General features: G+C 41.6%; 13 protein-coding genes. 5 read left to right on the plus strand and 8 right to left on the minus strand.

Annotated features, from left to right (window positions below; genetic code table 11):
• Positions 1–163: 163 nt before the first annotated feature.
• The 6 genes from ppgK to J0X14_RS06060 all read right to left on the minus strand — a co-directional run bounded on the left by ppgK (position 164) and on the right by J0X14_RS06060 (position 5190).
• Positions 164–925 carry a polyphosphate--glucose phosphotransferase gene (gene ppgK / locus J0X14_RS06035; protein WP_207096872.1) on the minus strand — a complete coding sequence of 254 codons (762 nt, stop codon included), beginning with the start codon at positions 923–925 and terminating at the stop codon, positions 164–166.
• 140 nt (positions 926–1065) lie between these two features.
• On the minus strand, positions 1066–1737 hold the full coding sequence (locus tag J0X14_RS06040) for a hypothetical protein (protein ID WP_207096873.1): 672 nt from the start codon (positions 1735–1737) through the stop codon (positions 1066–1068).
• A 12-nt stretch (positions 1738–1749) separates the two neighbouring features.
• Positions 1750–2532: an intradiol ring-cleavage dioxygenase gene (locus J0X14_RS06045; protein WP_207096874.1), complete on the minus strand. Its 783-nt coding sequence runs from the start codon at positions 2530–2532 to the stop codon at positions 1750–1752.
• 99 nt (positions 2533–2631) lie between these two features.
• Positions 2632–3315, minus strand: coding sequence for a LytR/AlgR family response regulator transcription factor (locus J0X14_RS06050; RefSeq protein ID WP_207096875.1), 684 nt, complete (start codon positions 3313–3315; stop codon positions 2632–2634).
• Complete coding sequence (locus J0X14_RS06055) at positions 3312–4391, minus strand: sensor histidine kinase (RefSeq protein WP_207096876.1); 1080 nt, start codon at positions 4389–4391, stop codon at positions 3312–3314. The genes J0X14_RS06050 and J0X14_RS06055 overlap by 4 nt, the downstream gene beginning before the upstream one ends.
• Positions 4392–4506: 115 nt before the next feature.
• Entirely contained in the window at positions 4507–5190 is a 684-nt protein-coding gene (locus J0X14_RS06060) for a cell division ATP-binding protein FtsE (RefSeq protein ID WP_207096877.1), read from the minus strand.
• A 146-nt stretch (positions 5191–5336) separates the two neighbouring features.
• Between J0X14_RS06060 and J0X14_RS06065 the strand changes: the two genes are divergently transcribed.
• The 3 genes from J0X14_RS06065 (at position 5337) to J0X14_RS06075 (ending at position 11319) form a co-directional block, all read left to right on the plus strand.
• Positions 5337–8360 carry a tetratricopeptide repeat protein gene (locus J0X14_RS06065; protein ID WP_207096878.1) on the plus strand — a complete coding sequence of 1008 codons (3024 nt, stop codon included), beginning with the start codon at positions 5337–5339 and terminating at the stop codon, positions 8358–8360.
• A gap of 13 nt (positions 8361–8373) precedes the next feature.
• Positions 8374–10119 carry a TonB-dependent receptor gene (locus J0X14_RS06070; protein WP_207096879.1) on the plus strand — a complete coding sequence of 582 codons (1746 nt, stop codon included), beginning with the start codon at positions 8374–8376 and terminating at the stop codon, positions 10117–10119.
• A gap of 228 nt (positions 10120–10347) precedes the next feature.
• Positions 10348–11319, plus strand: a complete 972-nt coding sequence (locus tag J0X14_RS06075; RefSeq protein WP_207096880.1) for an OmpA family protein — start codon at positions 10348–10350, stop codon at positions 11317–11319.
• Positions 11320–11332: 13 nt separating this feature from the next.
• On the opposite strand, the gene J0X14_RS06080 is transcribed toward J0X14_RS06075, so the two are convergent.
• Complete coding sequence (locus J0X14_RS06080; RefSeq protein ID WP_207096881.1) at positions 11333–11656, minus strand: carboxypeptidase-like regulatory domain-containing protein; 324 nt, start codon at positions 11654–11656, stop codon at positions 11333–11335.
• 288 nt (positions 11657–11944) lie between these two features.
• Between J0X14_RS06080 and J0X14_RS06085 the strand changes: the two genes are divergently transcribed.
• Together J0X14_RS06085 and J0X14_RS06090 are read left to right on the plus strand one after the other, a co-directional pair.
• Complete coding sequence (locus J0X14_RS06085; protein WP_207096882.1) at positions 11945–12901, plus strand: OmpA family protein; 957 nt, start codon at positions 11945–11947, stop codon at positions 12899–12901.
• 47 nt (positions 12902–12948) lie between these two features.
• Positions 12949–14568, plus strand: coding sequence for an amidohydrolase (locus J0X14_RS06090; RefSeq protein ID WP_207096883.1), 1620 nt, complete (start codon positions 12949–12951; stop codon positions 14566–14568).
• 45 nt (positions 14569–14613) lie between these two features.
• On the opposite strand, the gene J0X14_RS06095 is transcribed toward J0X14_RS06090, so the two are convergent.
• Positions 14614–15144: a DUF2911 domain-containing protein gene (locus J0X14_RS06095; protein ID WP_207096884.1), complete on the minus strand. Its 531-nt coding sequence runs from the start codon at positions 15142–15144 to the stop codon at positions 14614–14616.
• Positions 15145–15385: the final 241 nt, after the last annotated feature.

A 15385-nucleotide genomic window follows, 5' to 3' on the forward strand; every position in this document is an offset into this window, starting at 1 on the left:
CCACGAATGTTCACAAATTTTGATTGAAGTGAATTTCGTAATTCGTCCCTCAAACTTTGAACTTGAATTTGAGCTTGAACTTGAAAGAGATTTCTTGTCGCTCATTCTTCGCTCATGTCGAAATGACCGAGAATTATTGCTTTCGTCTTACTTTTCCTAACTCCTATTGGCTCAAGTGCCCGTGGTGTTGTTCGCGAAGACAGGCCACGGCTGCACCTATAATTCCAGCATGATTCATCAATTCGGCTTTGATCACATGGGTTTCGATGTCGATGTGATGACTGAATTCTTCCCAATCTTTTGAAGTTCCACCGCCTATGATTATTAGATCGGGAGAGACAATGAGTTCTACCAGCGTTAAAAACTTATTGAAACGTTTGCCCCACTTTTTGTAGCTGAGATTTTCACGTTCCTTGGCTGAGGCAGCCGCCCATTTTTCAATTTTCTTGTACTTTTTATACGGAATCTGGCCTAACTCAAAATTGGGAATAAGCACTCCGTTAAAAAAAGCACCACTACCCAAGCCGGTACCAATGGTAATCATAATAACCAAGCCGTTCTTTCCTTTTCCAGCACCATAATTCATGGAGGCATAGCCGGCTGCATCAGCGTCATTGAGTACAGTAAACTCTTGTCCGGTAGCTTCGGTGAACAATTCATCGATGTTAACACCCACCCAACTTGGATGGAGGTTTCCGGGCGAAAGACAAACCCCATTTTTTACAATGGAAGGAAAACCGCAGCCAACAGGGCCTTTGTAGTTAAAGTGTTCCACAATTTGGGCCACCACTTGGGCCATTTCATCAGGTTTTCTGGATTTTGGAGTTGGGATTCGAAAGCGTTCTGTCAGCATTTCACCGGTTTCGGCGTTGACCAAGGCACCCTTAATGCCTGATCCGCCAATGTCAATTCCAAGAATATCCATATGAGGAAGAAAATTTATTTAGGCAAAGAAACAAAAATTTTTCGGGTATTATAATAAGAGGTAAATGTAGGAACTGGGAACTAAAATGAAAACCCAGACGGCAATAGCATCTGGGTTATCAAATCAAAATGAAAACCAAATCAACATGAATTGTTTTTTTCCAAAATGAGGATGATGGCATTTTCTGAAAGTGCCTCAAGTTCTATTTTATGTATGTTCCACAAAGCCAGGCAATCCCTAGATTCCAATAAGCGGTTCTGTAATTCAAAAGCTCCATTGATTACAAATGCCATGATTGTATTCTGTTCATTGGAAGCGAAAAAATCCGATTCCATTCTTCCATCGAACACTCCAAAATGCAGTTTAAAGTTTTGCGTTTCCAAAATGGTCTTTAAAACGTTATTGGAATAATCCGAAAAGGATAGCTGCGCTTCAATGCTATGCTGTTTCACCCAAATCTGAAGATAATTGACCAGATTGTCTTCACTTGGATTTTTAATCGAGAGGTGTTCCCCTGTTTTAATGGATAGCACCTGTAATTCTTCGGGAGCAATTTTTCTGGAATGTTCATTTTCAAGGGATTCATATACAACCGTGCCGACCAAGGGCAGTAAAATAACAGTTACGTCTTCATCTGAAGTGAACAATCTACTTTTTTGGGGGGCAAGTGTTTCATCAGAAAACCTGAGTGTGCTCTTATCCACACCATTTTGGTAGATGGGGGTACTCAAACATCTATACTCACTTGATTCATAACTGAATCTCTTCTCTGCCAACAGTATCTTGGCCGGCTGTTGTACCATTGTAGCCATTTTCTATTTCGTTTAAGCGTTTACATAGATATCATGGGTCAAAGTGAACCCTTCATCTATACTGCCACTTACATTGGCAAGTTCTTCTTCCACTCCGTCACCGAACACATTGTCCTGAGCATGATAGGTATACCCGCTCATTCCTTTGGTATAACCATATTCACTGGCGTCATTTACCCGTACCACGGCACTGTTCTCTCCTTCGGGGAAGGCAATTTGAGTTACCAAAAGGGAATCTCCGTCGGCATTGTAAATATGTACATGAATGTGTGTTGAACGTCCATTGTACCAGCCCGGGAAAATGGTGGTGAATTCTACCAGGCCATCTGTGTTGCTAATTTGTCTACCTCTTAAAAAATGATTGTTGGTATAATTGGTGGACTGCATGCCACTTCCGCCATATTCGGAATAATTCCCATCTTTATCACAATGCCATACATCCACTAGGGCACCTTCAAGTACATTGCAGCTGTCATTTACATTTCTAATGGTGATGTTGAGATCCAAATCGATTCCGGTACGATCTCCAACAATGTCCATGCGTTCATAATCCTCCGGATCATGGGTAGGGAAAGGCCCTTCTGTTTCACTGGGGGTCACCTCGCAATCGTCCACAGTATCAACACTACTTGACAAGTCTGAACTGCTATCAGAAGAAGTGTCAGCATCCGAGTTAGTGTCCTCTTCCTCCAAAAGATAGGTGTCGCTGTCTTTAGAACATGAGCATAACAATGTTAAACCAGTGACAGAAAGTCCCGCAAGTCCTACACCTTTTAAAAATTCCTTTCGTTTCATAGTCTCATTAAAATTTTCAATAAAACTATGGGGGTTAGGGTGTTAAGAATAATATTTGAGGTAAACCCCAGTGATCTTGAGGTAAAGGAAGGGAAATCGTTAAAGGTTTTTTAAAATTTCAGCTTTGTAGGATTTGCCCAAGGGTACTGTAAAATCACCAATCTTTGCCGTGTCCTTGTATATACTCCCAATCTTCTTCAATGGAACAATGTAGGAGCGATGTGCCCTCACAAATTGGGTTGAAGGTAGTTTTTCCAGCATGCCTTTCATGGTGGCCCGGGCCACAATTTTTTGCCCATTTTCCAAATGAATCTTAATATAATCGTCCATAGCCTCGATCAATAGGACATCTTCAAACGCTATATGGTATAATTTTAAATCTGCCCGTATGGAAAAGTGGGTTTTGTTGCTGCTTTCTCCCATTTCCAAATCCATTTGGATCTTGGCTTTTTCAACTGCTTTCTGAAACCTTTCAAAAGAAAACGGCTTTAATAGATAGTCAATGGCACTCACATTAAACCCCTCAACGGCATAATGATCATAAGCCGTGGTAAAGATGACCTTAGTTTTTTGTTTTAAGGATTTGTAGAGATCAATTCCATTGAGTTCCGGCATCCGGATATCAAGAAAGAGAAGGTCAACATCGAATTTGTTCAGATATCGGATAGCTTTACCCTGTTCGGTGAAGACATGAACTAAGTCAATGTAGTCAATTTGGCCACAGTAGGCCTGAATTACATCCAATGCCAACTCTTCATCGTCCAGTGCAACAGCTCTGATCATGTAAGTTCTATATAAAGTTTTACGGCGTAGAAATCCTGTCTATGGTCAATGTCCAATCTATGCTTGTTGGGATAGAAATAATCCAGTCGTTTTTTGGTATTTCTATTTCCTTCTGTAGTTTGCTCCAAAAGACCGTTCTGCTTTACCGTTATTCTGTTTTCCACATGAAGCTCCACACCTTTGCTATCAATAGTAATAAAAATACTGATTTTGGAAGGTACATCAGGATTTATCCCATATTTAAAGGCATTTTCAACATAGTTCACCAAAATTATTGGGGCGATTCGTTTGTTACTGGGATTTCCTTTGACTTCAAAAACAAAGTCGGTATGCTTTCCCATCCTCATTTTTTGAAGATCGATATAGTCCGAGATATATTGGATTTCATATTCCAGCGGAACTTTTTCGGAATCACTTTCCGTGACCACATAGCGCATCATTTCAGAAAGTTTTAAAACAGCTGAAGGGGCTTGATCCGATTTTTTTAGGGTAAGGGCATAAATACTGTTCAAAGTATTGAACAAAAAATGCGGGTTAATCTGCGCTTTGAGATAATTGACCTCTGCCCTTAGCTTTTCATTGCTCATTTCCTTTAAACGGTTGTCAAGCCTTAGCAGCATGGATAAAATGGTAACGGTTACAAACTGAACCAAAAACGAATCCCTAAGTTTAAACACGTTTATGGGAGGCTGCTTTCGGTTAAAATCTTCGGGCATTTTAAACTCTGGCCCTGGAGGTGGCATCCCCTCAATATTCTTAGGCGAGGGCACATTGGAATTTGGGGAAAAGTCTTGGGCCTTGAACAAAAGGTCTGGTATATACGTAATGATTCCAAAACATACCAATAAAATTATAATGTACAGTACATGGCGTTTTTTGGTGTAGAATTCAGGAACCAACCAGTAGTAGTTGATGTAATAAAAAATGAGCAGTAATAGATAGCCCAAAAAATTTTGCCGGAAACCGCCCGCCCGAACCATTTCGCTGAATGAGTTAAAATCTGGAGAGGTTAGAATGGGAATACTGAGCAGGCCCATCCCAATGAGTAGGTTAATCCAAAGATCTCTATTTTTCAAGGCAATAGTTTAGAAGTTTGGCTAAAACTATGTAAATCAGCACAAAAGCTTAAAAAAATTGAGGTGAAGACACCTAAAATTGAGGTAAATGAACCTCTTAAAGACAACATTTTTGCTACATGGCCTTTTGGATGACCTCAAATACTTTGCTATCGTCACATTTTAAGGTTTTGTGCGGGTATTTTAAAATGAGCGCATAATCGTGAGTAGCCATTACAATGGTACGTCCATTTTGGTTGATGTCCTGTAATACTTTCATGACTTCCACACTGGTCTGCGGATCCAAATTTCCGGTAGGCTCATCGGCTAGAATGAGTTCTGGGTCGTTCAGCAGGGCACGAGCTATGGCAATCCGTTGCTGTTCTCCTCCAGAGAGTTCGTGCGGGAATTTAAAACCTTTGGTTTTCATGCCTACCTTGGTCAATACTTCCTCAATTTTTGAGTCCATTTTGGAATCATCCGTCCATCCTGTGGCCTTAAGCACAAAACGGAGGTTGTTGTTGACATTTCGGTCTGGCAATAATTTAAAATCCTGGAAGACGATGCCCAGTTTCCTTCGTAAAAAGGGGATGTCCTTTTCTTGGAGTTTTTTTAGGTCGAAATCCACTACTGTGGCGTCGCCTTGTTTTAGTGGGATATCGGCATAGAGGGTTTTCATAAAACTACTTTTACCGCTACCAGTCTTTCCAATGATATACACAAATTCGCCTTTCTTTACTTCCAGATTGACATCCTTCAAAACAAGGTTCTCATTTTGAAATACGGCAACATCCTGTAATTTTACAATGGTCTCGGGCATAATATCACTTTGAGTGAATAAAAGTACTAAGTTCTGAAATTATGGATGATTTTGCAGGTATAATTGCAAGATCTTACTTTAAAAATATACTTTGGCTTAAATTTTGACGTTATGGTAAAAGTCAGTCGAGAACAGCGTAGAACACTATGAATCGAAAAAACCTCCTATTGTTTCCCATGATTTTGGGAACTTTTTTTGTGCTCCCTGCACAAGAAACCAAAATATATACCCACGAAAATAAAGCGTATCAAGATGCCTTGGCCCTGTACAACAACGAACAGTACCAAGCCGCCCAAACCATTTTTGAAAACGTAAAGTCTTCCACAGCGGATTATGAGACTGAGGCCAATAGTGCTTACTATGCTGCCAATGCCGCCATTCGATTGAACCAGCGTGGAGCCGATAAAATGATGGAGGATTTTGTGGATCGCTATCCTACGTCAACCAAACGGAATTCCGCTTTTTTGGATGTGGCCGATTACTATTTTGAGACCGGAAAATACCCTTACGCCCTAAAATGGTATAAAAAGGTGGATGAATCCTCGATGTCCTATTCTGATCAGCAACGTTTTAATTTCAATAATGGATACGCGCTCTACGCTTCCAAACGGCCCAAGGAGGCAGAGCGATACCTGAACAAGGTAAGCACATCGCAGAAATATGGCTCGCAAGCCAAATATTATTTGGGATACATCGCTTACGAACAGGATGATTACGACCAAGCTAGCGCTCGGTTCGACCAAATAACAGACCCAAACTTGCTCAATGAAAAGCTTTCCTATTATCAAGCTGATTTGAATTTTAAGCTGGGAAATTTTGAGGAGGCTATTGCTATGGCAGAAAAGCAAATGGCAAAATCGGACCGCAATGAGCAATCCGAACTCAATAAAATTATTGGTGAAAGCTACTTCAACCTAGAACAGTATGACAAGGCCATCCCGTATTTGGAAAAATACCGAGGCAAGCGTGGGCGAATGAACAATACGGATTATTACCTGTTGGGGTACAGCCATTACAAGCAGGGCGATTACCAAGCAGCCATTCAGCAATTCAATAAAATTATTGGGGAAACGAACAGTGTCTCCCAAAACGCGTATTATCATTTGGCGGAGTGCTATTTAAAATTGGATAAAAAATCCGAGGCGCTCAATGCGTTCCGAAATGCATCACAGATGGATTTCAGCCCAGAAATCCAAAAAGATGCGTGGTTGAACTATGCCCGGTTGAGTTACGAAATTGGAAATGCCTATGAGCCCGTACCGCAGGTTTTGACCTCCTATCTTGAAAAATATCCGAAGGATGACCACCAATTGGAAATCCAAGAACTTTTGGTGGATTCCTATATCACCTCCAAGAATTTTGAGGGTGCCATGCAACTATTGGAGGAAAACAAAAATTACGCCAGCAAGGAAACCTATCAAAAAGTGGCCTACTACAGAGGTGTTGAACTTTTTATAGATGGCGATTATGAAGCGGCGGTGGAGCGTTTTACCAAATCACTGAAAAGTGCGGACAACAAAGCTTTTGAGGCTCGAACGCTATATTGGAAGGGAGAGGCGGAGTATCGTTTAAACCGATTTGAAGAGGCCTTGGTAGATTTTGTGAAATTTCAACAACTTCCCGCTGCCCGTTCCATGAATGAATACGAAGAACTGGATTACAATTTGGGCTATTGCTATTTTAAGCTGAAGGATTACAATAACGCTATCGCCTATTTCAAAAATGTGGTCAATTCCAGTGCTTTGGATGACCAACGAAAGAACGATGGGTATCTGCGATTGGGGGACAGCTATTTTGTGACCAGCAAATACCAATTGGCCATGCGGGCGTATGACGAATCGTCCAAAATGAATGGTCCGGAGCGGGATTATGCCGCATTCCAAAAAACATTGTGTAATGGATTTTTGGGGAACAGTTCTGCTAAAATCGATGGGTTGAATGAATTTTTGACCATGTACCCTACTTCATCACTACGTGATGATGCCCTTTTTGAATTGGGAAATTCATACGTAACAGGAAATCAGGAAGCCAGAGGATTACAAACCTATGACCGTTTAATTGAGGAATATCCAACGAGCAAGTTTGCACCGCGAGGGATGTTGCGGCAAGGGTTGGTGCACTACAATGCCAGCCGAAACAACGAAGCTTTGGACAAACTCAAGTTAGTGGTGCAAAAATACCCCAATACCCAAGAGGCCAAGCAGGCCGTTGCAACCGCCAAATTGGTCTATGTGGATGAAGGTCGCGTGAGCGAATATGCCGCTTGGGCCCGTAATCTCGATTTTGTTGAGGTCACCGATACCGAACTGGATAATGCCAGTTTTGAATCTGCGGACCGAAAATATGTGGAAGGGAAAACTGAGGCTGCTATTAAGGGCTATGAGGATTACCTCAAAGAATTTCCCAATGGATTGCATGCCCAAAATGCCAACTTTTCTTTAGCTCAGCTCTATTTTTCCAAGGGAGAAAAGGACAAGGCCCTCCCCAAATATCAGGCCGTGGCCAATGGGGGTACTGGAGAATACACCGAACAGGCGTTGACACGTGTCTGCGAAATTTATGTGGAAAAGCAAGATTATCAGAGTGCCATTCCCTATTTGAAAAAATTGGAAAGTACAGCTGATATTTCAGAGAACCGCACGTTTGCCCAATCTAATTTGATGAAAGGGTATTACGGCCAAAAAGAGTATAGTCAGACCATTGCCTACGCTGAAAAAGTTTTAAAGGCTCCAAAAATTGATGACCGCATCAAGAGCGATGCACAGATTATGATTGCACGCTCGGCAATCGCAACCGACAATGAGGCATTGGCAAAAACGGCCTATCAAGATGTGAAGAAAATTGCGACGGGTGAACTTGCTGCCGAGGCTTGGTACTATGATGCCTATTTTAAAAATCAAGATGGGAATTATGAAGCGTCCAATACCTCCGTTCAAAAATTGGCGAAGGATTATTCAGCCTACAAAGAGTGGGGTGGAAAGGGACTCGTGATTATGGCCAAAAACTTTCACAATTTGGGCGATGCCTTCCAAGCTACCTACATTCTGGAAAGCGTGATTTCCAACTTTTCCGAGTTTGATGAGATTGTAACGGAGGCTAGGGCTGAATTGGCACGGATAAAAGCCAAGGAAGCGGAAAGCAATTCATCGGTCAACCCTGATGAAAACTAAATCGAGACACAGCATGCAAAAGAGAACCTATATATTTTCAACACTTTTTTTGAGCCTTTGCGGAGCCCTTTTAGCGCAGGAAACCGACAACATTGGTACTGAAACGGTAACGGTGGTAAAACCGTATTCCCCTACCGTTTCGGATGCCTTTAAGATAAAATCGGCACCCAGTCTCAACGACTCCATTGTGCTTCAAAAAAAAGACATCAACTATAACATATTTTCCGTTCCCGTGGCTTCAACCTTTACCCCGGCCAAAGGAAAGGCTTCCGGGGTGGAGCGAACGCCGCCACCTACCTTGTACAATTCGTATGCTTCGGTAGGATTGGGCAATTACAACAATGCCTTGGTGGATTTTTACACCAGCCGCGAGTTTAATCGGGGAGAGGATCTGTTGGATTTTGGTCTTACCCACCATTCGTCACGTGGAGATATTGATTCAACCCCTCTAGACACGGAGTTTTATAACACCAAACTGGACGCTTCGTATGCCAAGAAGGACCGCTACATGGATTGGGGCGCCAGCATTGGGCTTCAACATCAGCTGTATAATTGGTATGGTATTCCCAACAATACCTTTGGGGAGGATGTCATCAACGCAATGGATGAGCAGCAAAACTATTTTAATGCTGAGGCCAAAGCGCATTTGAGCACGGAAGATTCTTTCTTTAAAAACGGCAACATTTTGTTGCGTCGGTTTTGGGATGCCACAGAATCTGCTGAGAATAGGGTAGTACTTAATCCTACCATAGAACTGCCTATCACTGAAGAGCTAATCACTATTGGTGTGAAGTTGGACTATGTGGGCGGGAACTTTCAAAATGGTTCGGTCAATAGTATCGTCAACGAAGGTGAAATCAACTACAGCCATTTTCAGGCAGGGGTAAATCCCAGTTTGTTGATTCTTCGGGATGATTTGACCATAAACCTTGGTGCTAATTTTGTCTATGGGATGGATACGGAGAACAGCAACAGTAACTTTTATATTTATCCAGATGTTACCGCATCATACCGATTATTGGATGAAAATGTCATCGCCTACGGCGGAATAGAGGGTGAATTGAAGCAAAACTCCTACTATGATTTTGTGGATGAAAATCCGTATGTATCGCCAACCTTGGATATTATGCCTACCGACCAGCAGTACGAAGGCTATTTGGGGCTGAAAGGTCAGTTGACTTCCAATGTAGGGTACAATATCAAAGGTTCCTATACCGCCGACAATAGAAAACCCTTGTTTATTCATAACCCCACCAATATTTTCAGGGATGACGAAAAGAGCTATTATTACGGCAATTCCTTTCAGGTGTTTTATGATGACGTAAAAACGCTGGGCATTTTTGGAGAAATCAATGTGGATGTCAACCGAAACTTTGCACTTGGAGTAAATGCTGAGTTTTATGACTATGATACCGAGACGGATAATCCAGCTTGGAACTTGCCCACCATAAAAGGTTCCGTATTTATGGATTATCAGATTAATGACCAATGGTATATGGGTGCCAATTTGTTCTATGTGGGGGAAAGGGATGATTTGTTATCTCAAATTGCCACAATTGATTCGCCTTTGGAATTTCAACAAGTGACATTGGATGGTTTTTTTGATGTCAATGCCCATGTGGGGTACCACTTCAATGAGCAGCTCTCCATTTTTATAAAAGCAAGCAACATTGCCAACAACGATTACCAACGTTGGGCCAATTTTAGAGTGCAGGGATTTCAAGCTTTAGCGGGGGTTTCTTATAAGTTTGACTTCTAAATCCTGTAGGATATTACGCAATAAAATGTTAAAAAGGGCGTTTTAAACCCCCTGCCAGTATGTTTTTTTTAATTCGTATTGGTGGTTCCAAACGAATTGGAAATCATGTTGTTGCGATTCTTTTACATAGTGTCAAGCCTCACGGTCGCATTGTTTTGTGCGAATCTTCAATCCCAAAATTTGGTTCAGAATGGAGGGTTTGAGGATTACCTTGAATGCCCTGTTAAAATGAGTAATCTTAACAAGGATGCAAAGCATTGGAGTGCCCCAACTTTAGGCACAACCGACTACTTTAACGAGTGTAGTAGGACCAAATTGGGAATCCCCATGAACTTTAAGGGGAAGCAAGAACCTTTTGAGGGAGCGGCCTACGCCGGATTATACTTATTTGCCCCACATGATTATCGGGAATACATTCAGGTTCCTTTGACCGAGACTTTGGAAAAAGGGCATCGGTACAAACTGAAACTTTCGTTGAGTCTAGCTGAAAAATCAGATGGAGCCGTAATGGATATCGGAGCGGTATTTTCAGAAAAACCATTGTCCATCCATACCAAAAGACAGCTCTCCCATGCAGCATTAACGTCACAGAGCATCCAAACCACTCATATAAAACAGTTCCCAGCATCAGCATTTTATGAAAACAAGGAAAAGTGGATGCAATTGAGTCTGGATATTGTGGCCAAAGGTTTTGAAAATCAATTGATCCTGGGCAATTTTATGAGCAATGCCGGTACGCACTACATGGATTTTAAAGACCCATCTCCAAGGGCAGAGGGCTATTCCTACTATTATATAGACGATATTTCACTGACCTATTTGGGGCCGGAGTACAAACCCAACGAAGTGTATGTGTTGGATCACGTCAATTTTAATTTTGACCGTTTCGATTTACAGCCCAAAGCCAAGCAAAGTCTTAAGGATGTTTTTGAATACCTCAAGAAAAACCCCAATTTAAAGGTTTCCATCAGTGGACATACTGATGATTTGGGTTCAGACGATTACAACGATGTACTTTCTAGGGAAAGAGCCAGTTCCGTGGCTAAGTATCTCATGGGATTGGGGTTGGAGAAAAATCGCATCACTTCAAAAGGATATGGGGATAAAGTTCCCTTGGATAGCGCCCAAACCGATCAGGCCCGAAGAAAAAACCGTAGGGTAGAGTTTGTGATGACCGAGTTTGAAGATGATAATGATTAGTGCTGAGGTGTAACTATTGCCCTTCCAATAGTTTTCTCAGTTCCTCATCGTACTGCAATACAATTTCTCCCGCACTGCCACCACTTAAAACAAAGTAAGATTCGGTTTTGTAGCCTTTGGAGCTAATGTTTAACTTCCAATGAAAATCCTTGTCACTCTCAATGGAAAAATTGCCATCGAAGTCTGTGTAGGTAGCTTCGTTGGTATCGTTGATTTCTACACTGGCGAAATAAATGGGGAGGCCCAATTCATCAATAATTTTACCGGAAACTACATTTTGACCCATTCCAAGACAAGGGAATGAGAATAGTACCAGCATAAAGATTACTATCCGCATTACAGTAAGATTTGGACTATAGTAACGTTTCCTATCCACATTTAGTATGGAAAAACAGCAATGAAATGTAAAAGCATGGGTTGTAAAAATCAGATAGACAGCAATATAAGATAAAAATATACGTTCTTAGGAGAACGGGAACCTAGCTAAACAAAGTTTAAAATGGGGTACCGTACATTATTTTTATTCAGCATCAGTTTGTCAGTGTCCATGACACTTTCCGCACAAAACTTGATTTTAAATCCAGGATTTGAAAATTATAGTAACTGCCCATCCAGCATAACAAGCATGGATGTCCTTCTAGAGGAAGTTTCGTTGCCAACCTCCAGTTCCGGGGATTATTTCCATGAATGTGGCTTGGAGGATTTTAGTGTTCCAACTAATTTTAAGGGTACCCAGAGTGCTTCGGAAGGTTCTGGTTATATTGGGTTATATTTCTATGCCCTCAATAATTATAGGGAGTACGTTCAGTTGAACACCTCCAAAAAGCTTCGTGAAAAACATCCGTATAAAATATCGTTGCAGGTGAGCTTGGCCGAGACTTCCAAGCTGGCCTTGAAAACCATGTCGGTTATGCTGACGAACAAAAAAATAAAGGTTCCCAATAGCTCGGTACTTACGGATTCTAGGTTGGATTTGCAAAGCGATGTTGAATTTCACGAAGTGACATTAAAGGCTGATAATTCTATCTCTGATAAGGAAGGTTGGGTTACTTTATCGGCAGAGTTCGATGCTAAAGGTTTTGAAACCCAAATCATATTTGGAAATTTCCAGACCAATGAAAATACGCCGCTTTTGGAATCTGGGAAACTTCCCTTGTCCAGCGATTTCTCCTACTACTTTGTAGATAATTTTATGCTTGAAGAATTACCAAGAGTGAACTACGAAAAGGACAAGATTTACGTTTTGGAGCACAATCCATTTGAACCCAAAGGGTATGAGCTGGATGCCAAAGCAATCGCTGACATTCAAAAAATCTTTAAGTTTTTAAAGGAAAATGCCGAGGTGCAAATGAAAATTACTGGACATTCCGATAACATCGGCACCACAGAATACAACAAATTTATATCTTCTCTCAGGGCAAGGGCCGTAGCGCTCCATTTAAAAAAGTTGGGCATTGCTGATGACCGAATTGTTTGGGAAGGAGTTGGGGATACCAAACCCCTAAAAAGCCGCAAATTAAACGCAAATGGTTTTGAAGATGGCAGGATAGAGTTTGTGATGACCAAGTTTGAAGATCAATAGGTTGCCCATTCACTAGCATTTTCTATTTTTGGGGAAACCAGCTCTCCATGAAAAAGTTTCTTCTGTTTTGTTCCGTTGCCTTCTTTGTAGCCTGTACTTCCAAGGAAGAGGTGGACCTTATCGTCTATAACGCCAATATCTATACAGTTGATTCTGATTTTTCCAAGGCCTGTTGTGTGGCCATAAAGGATGGAAAATTTGTGGCGGTCGCCGAAACCGCGGACATTTATAAAAAATACACTGCTATAGAAGAACTGGATGCTGAAGGGAGAACCATTGTGCCCGGTTTAATAGATGCACACTGTCATTTTTATGGTTTGGGATTGAACCAGCAAGTGGTGGATTTGGTCGGAACTACCAGTTTTGATGAAATTCTGGAGAAAGTAGTCGCTTTTCAAAAAGAACGCCCTTCAAATTTCATTATGGGTAGTGGTTGGGATCAAAACGATTGGGAAGTCAAAGAATTTCCGACAAAAGATAAGCTGGATGAACTTTTTCCTGATACCCCGGTTGCCTTGGAACGTATTGATGGTCATGCCCTCGTAGTGAACCAAAAAGCCTTGGATTTGGCAGGAATTACGGCCGAAACAGAGGTCGAAGGTGGAGAAATTGTTAAAAAGGACGGCAAAATTACGGGTGTTTTGGTGGATAATCCCATGGGCATGGTTTATGCCGTGATGCCCCAACCCAGTAGAGCAATTCAAATTCAGGCGTTGAAGGATGCAGAAAAACTGTGTTTGGATTATGGATTGACCACGGTGAACGATGCAGGACTGGGGAGATCCACTATCGAATTGATAGATAGCTTACAACAAGCGGGCGAAATGTCCATTAGAGTTTACGCCATGGTCAGCAATTCTCCAGATAATTTGGATTACTTCCTGAATAATGGAATCATTAAAACAGACCAACTCAATGTCCGCTCCGTAAAAGTATATGGCGATGGTGCTCTGGGGTCCAGGGGAGCTGCATTAAGAGCACCTTATTCAGACCAAGCCGGGCATTATGGTGCCATGGTCACTCCGGTGGACCAAATAGGGGCATTGGCAGAACGAATCGCAGCTTCAGACTATCAAATGAATACCCATGCCATTGGGGATTCTGCCAATATAGTGGTGCTTAGGGCCTATCAAAAAACATTGGAGGGAAAAGAAGATCGCCGTTGGAAGGTGGAACATGCCCAAGTCATTTCGCAACCTGACTTTGACTATTTTGAAAAGGGCATCATTCCTTCCATTCAACCTACACATGCCACCAGTGATATGTATTGGGCCGAAGATCGTTTGGGGCCAGAACGGGTCAAGGGAGCGTATGCTTATAAGCAGTTGTTGGACAAAGCGGGCCTTGTGGCCTTGGGCACCGATTTTCCGGTGGAGCAGGTGAGTCCATTTTTGACTTTTTACGCTGCGGTGGCGCGCCAAGATTTGGAAAACTATCCCGAAGGCGGGTATCAAATGGAGAATGCCCTTACCAGAGAAGAAACTTTAAAGGGAATGACCATTTGGGCGGCCTATTCTAATTTTGAAGAGAACGAAAAAGGAAGTATTGAGCCCGGTAAATTTGCGGATTTTGTCATTTTGAGTGATGACATCATGACTATGCCTATTGATAGTGTCCCCAGTCTAAAAGCAGAGCAGGTTTTTGTGGGAGGTGTTTCCATGAAATAAAAAAAGCGGACACCAGGCCCGCTTTTCATATAATAAAAGTGTTTCTTAGAAGCTCATCGGCAAGGTAGCCCTAGCGGTGCCCCATCCCATGACCAAGTCACCATTGTCATCAAAGGCGATGGAAAACGCTTCCAATTCCTCGTCATCTGTACTGGCTTCAGCACTTACCCGTGCCACATCAGCAGCACTATCATAAGAATAAGCGCCCCATTGGTGCAAATTGCTGTTCAAGATAACAGTCCATTCATCATCACCGGGAATGGTGAACAAAGAATAGGTTCCGGCTTTAACGGCCTGACCTCCTACGGTGGCGTCTTTGTAAAAAGTGATTTCAGTGGCTTCATTGGCTCCAGTTCTCCAAACTTTTCCTTTGGGCGCCAATTCATCCAAACCTCGACCTTTCAATTGCGGACGGCTATAAATAATTCGTGCCGCTTTGTCCACTTCACGAGAACTGGATGGGTAATAGGCAATATCAGCTGGACTCTTGTCCAAACCACTGAATTTCTGTGCTGTGGCTTCAGTAGAAAAGACCAAAGCAAGGGTTAAAAAAGTAAATAAGAATACATTTTTCATGATTGTGATTTTAGTTGTTCTCAAAACTAGGATGTAATTAAATGGTGTTTTTATAAAAAGACGTTAAAATTTAAGAACCTTACAAAACGATCAATTTTATGGCAATGGCCCAAAATTCAATTACAATGTAATATATAAAATTATTTTTATATTTCATTTTATAACTTAAATTCAATTTAAACTTTTATTTGAAAACTATACGGTCAATATTTGCATCAAAATTGTTATAAATATATTTTGA

The organism is Allomuricauda sp. CAU 1633, assembly GCF_017313225.1.
Lineage (GTDB): Bacteria > Bacteroidota > Bacteroidia > Flavobacteriales > Flavobacteriaceae > Flagellimonas.

Excerpts from the sequence above, each read along its gene's own strand:
- ppgK (WP_207096872.1), bottom strand. The coding sequence starts at position 925 with ATGGATATTCTTGGAATTGACATTGGCGGATCAGGCATTAAGGGTGCC.
- J0X14_RS06040 (WP_207096873.1), bottom strand. The coding sequence starts at position 1,737 with ATGGCTACAATGGTACAACAGCCGGCCAAGATACTGTTGGCAGAGAAG.
- J0X14_RS06045 (WP_207096874.1), bottom strand. The coding sequence starts at position 2,532 with ATGAAACGAAAGGAATTTTTAAAAGGTGTAGGACTTGCGGGACTTTCT.
- J0X14_RS06050 (WP_207096875.1), bottom strand. The coding sequence starts at position 3,315 with ATGATCAGAGCTGTTGCACTGGACGATGAAGAGTTGGCATTGGATGTA.
- J0X14_RS06060 (WP_207096877.1), bottom strand. The coding sequence starts at position 5,190 with ATGCCCGAGACCATTGTAAAATTACAGGATGTTGCCGTATTTCAAAAT.
- J0X14_RS06065 (WP_207096878.1), top strand. The coding sequence starts at position 5,337 with ATGAATCGAAAAAACCTCCTATTGTTTCCCATGATTTTGGGAACTTTT.
- J0X14_RS06070 (WP_207096879.1), top strand. The coding sequence starts at position 8,374 with ATGCAAAAGAGAACCTATATATTTTCAACACTTTTTTTGAGCCTTTGC.
- J0X14_RS06075 (WP_207096880.1), top strand. The coding sequence starts at position 10,348 with ATGAGTAATCTTAACAAGGATGCAAAGCATTGGAGTGCCCCAACTTTA.
- J0X14_RS06080 (WP_207096881.1), bottom strand. The coding sequence starts at position 11,656 with ATGCGGATAGTAATCTTTATGCTGGTACTATTCTCATTCCCTTGTCTT.
- J0X14_RS06085 (WP_207096882.1), top strand. The coding sequence starts at position 11,945 with ATGGATGTCCTTCTAGAGGAAGTTTCGTTGCCAACCTCCAGTTCCGGG.
- J0X14_RS06090 (WP_207096883.1), top strand. The coding sequence starts at position 12,949 with ATGAAAAAGTTTCTTCTGTTTTGTTCCGTTGCCTTCTTTGTAGCCTGT.
- J0X14_RS06095 (WP_207096884.1), bottom strand. The coding sequence starts at position 15,144 with ATGAAAAATGTATTCTTATTTACTTTTTTAACCCTTGCTTTGGTCTTT.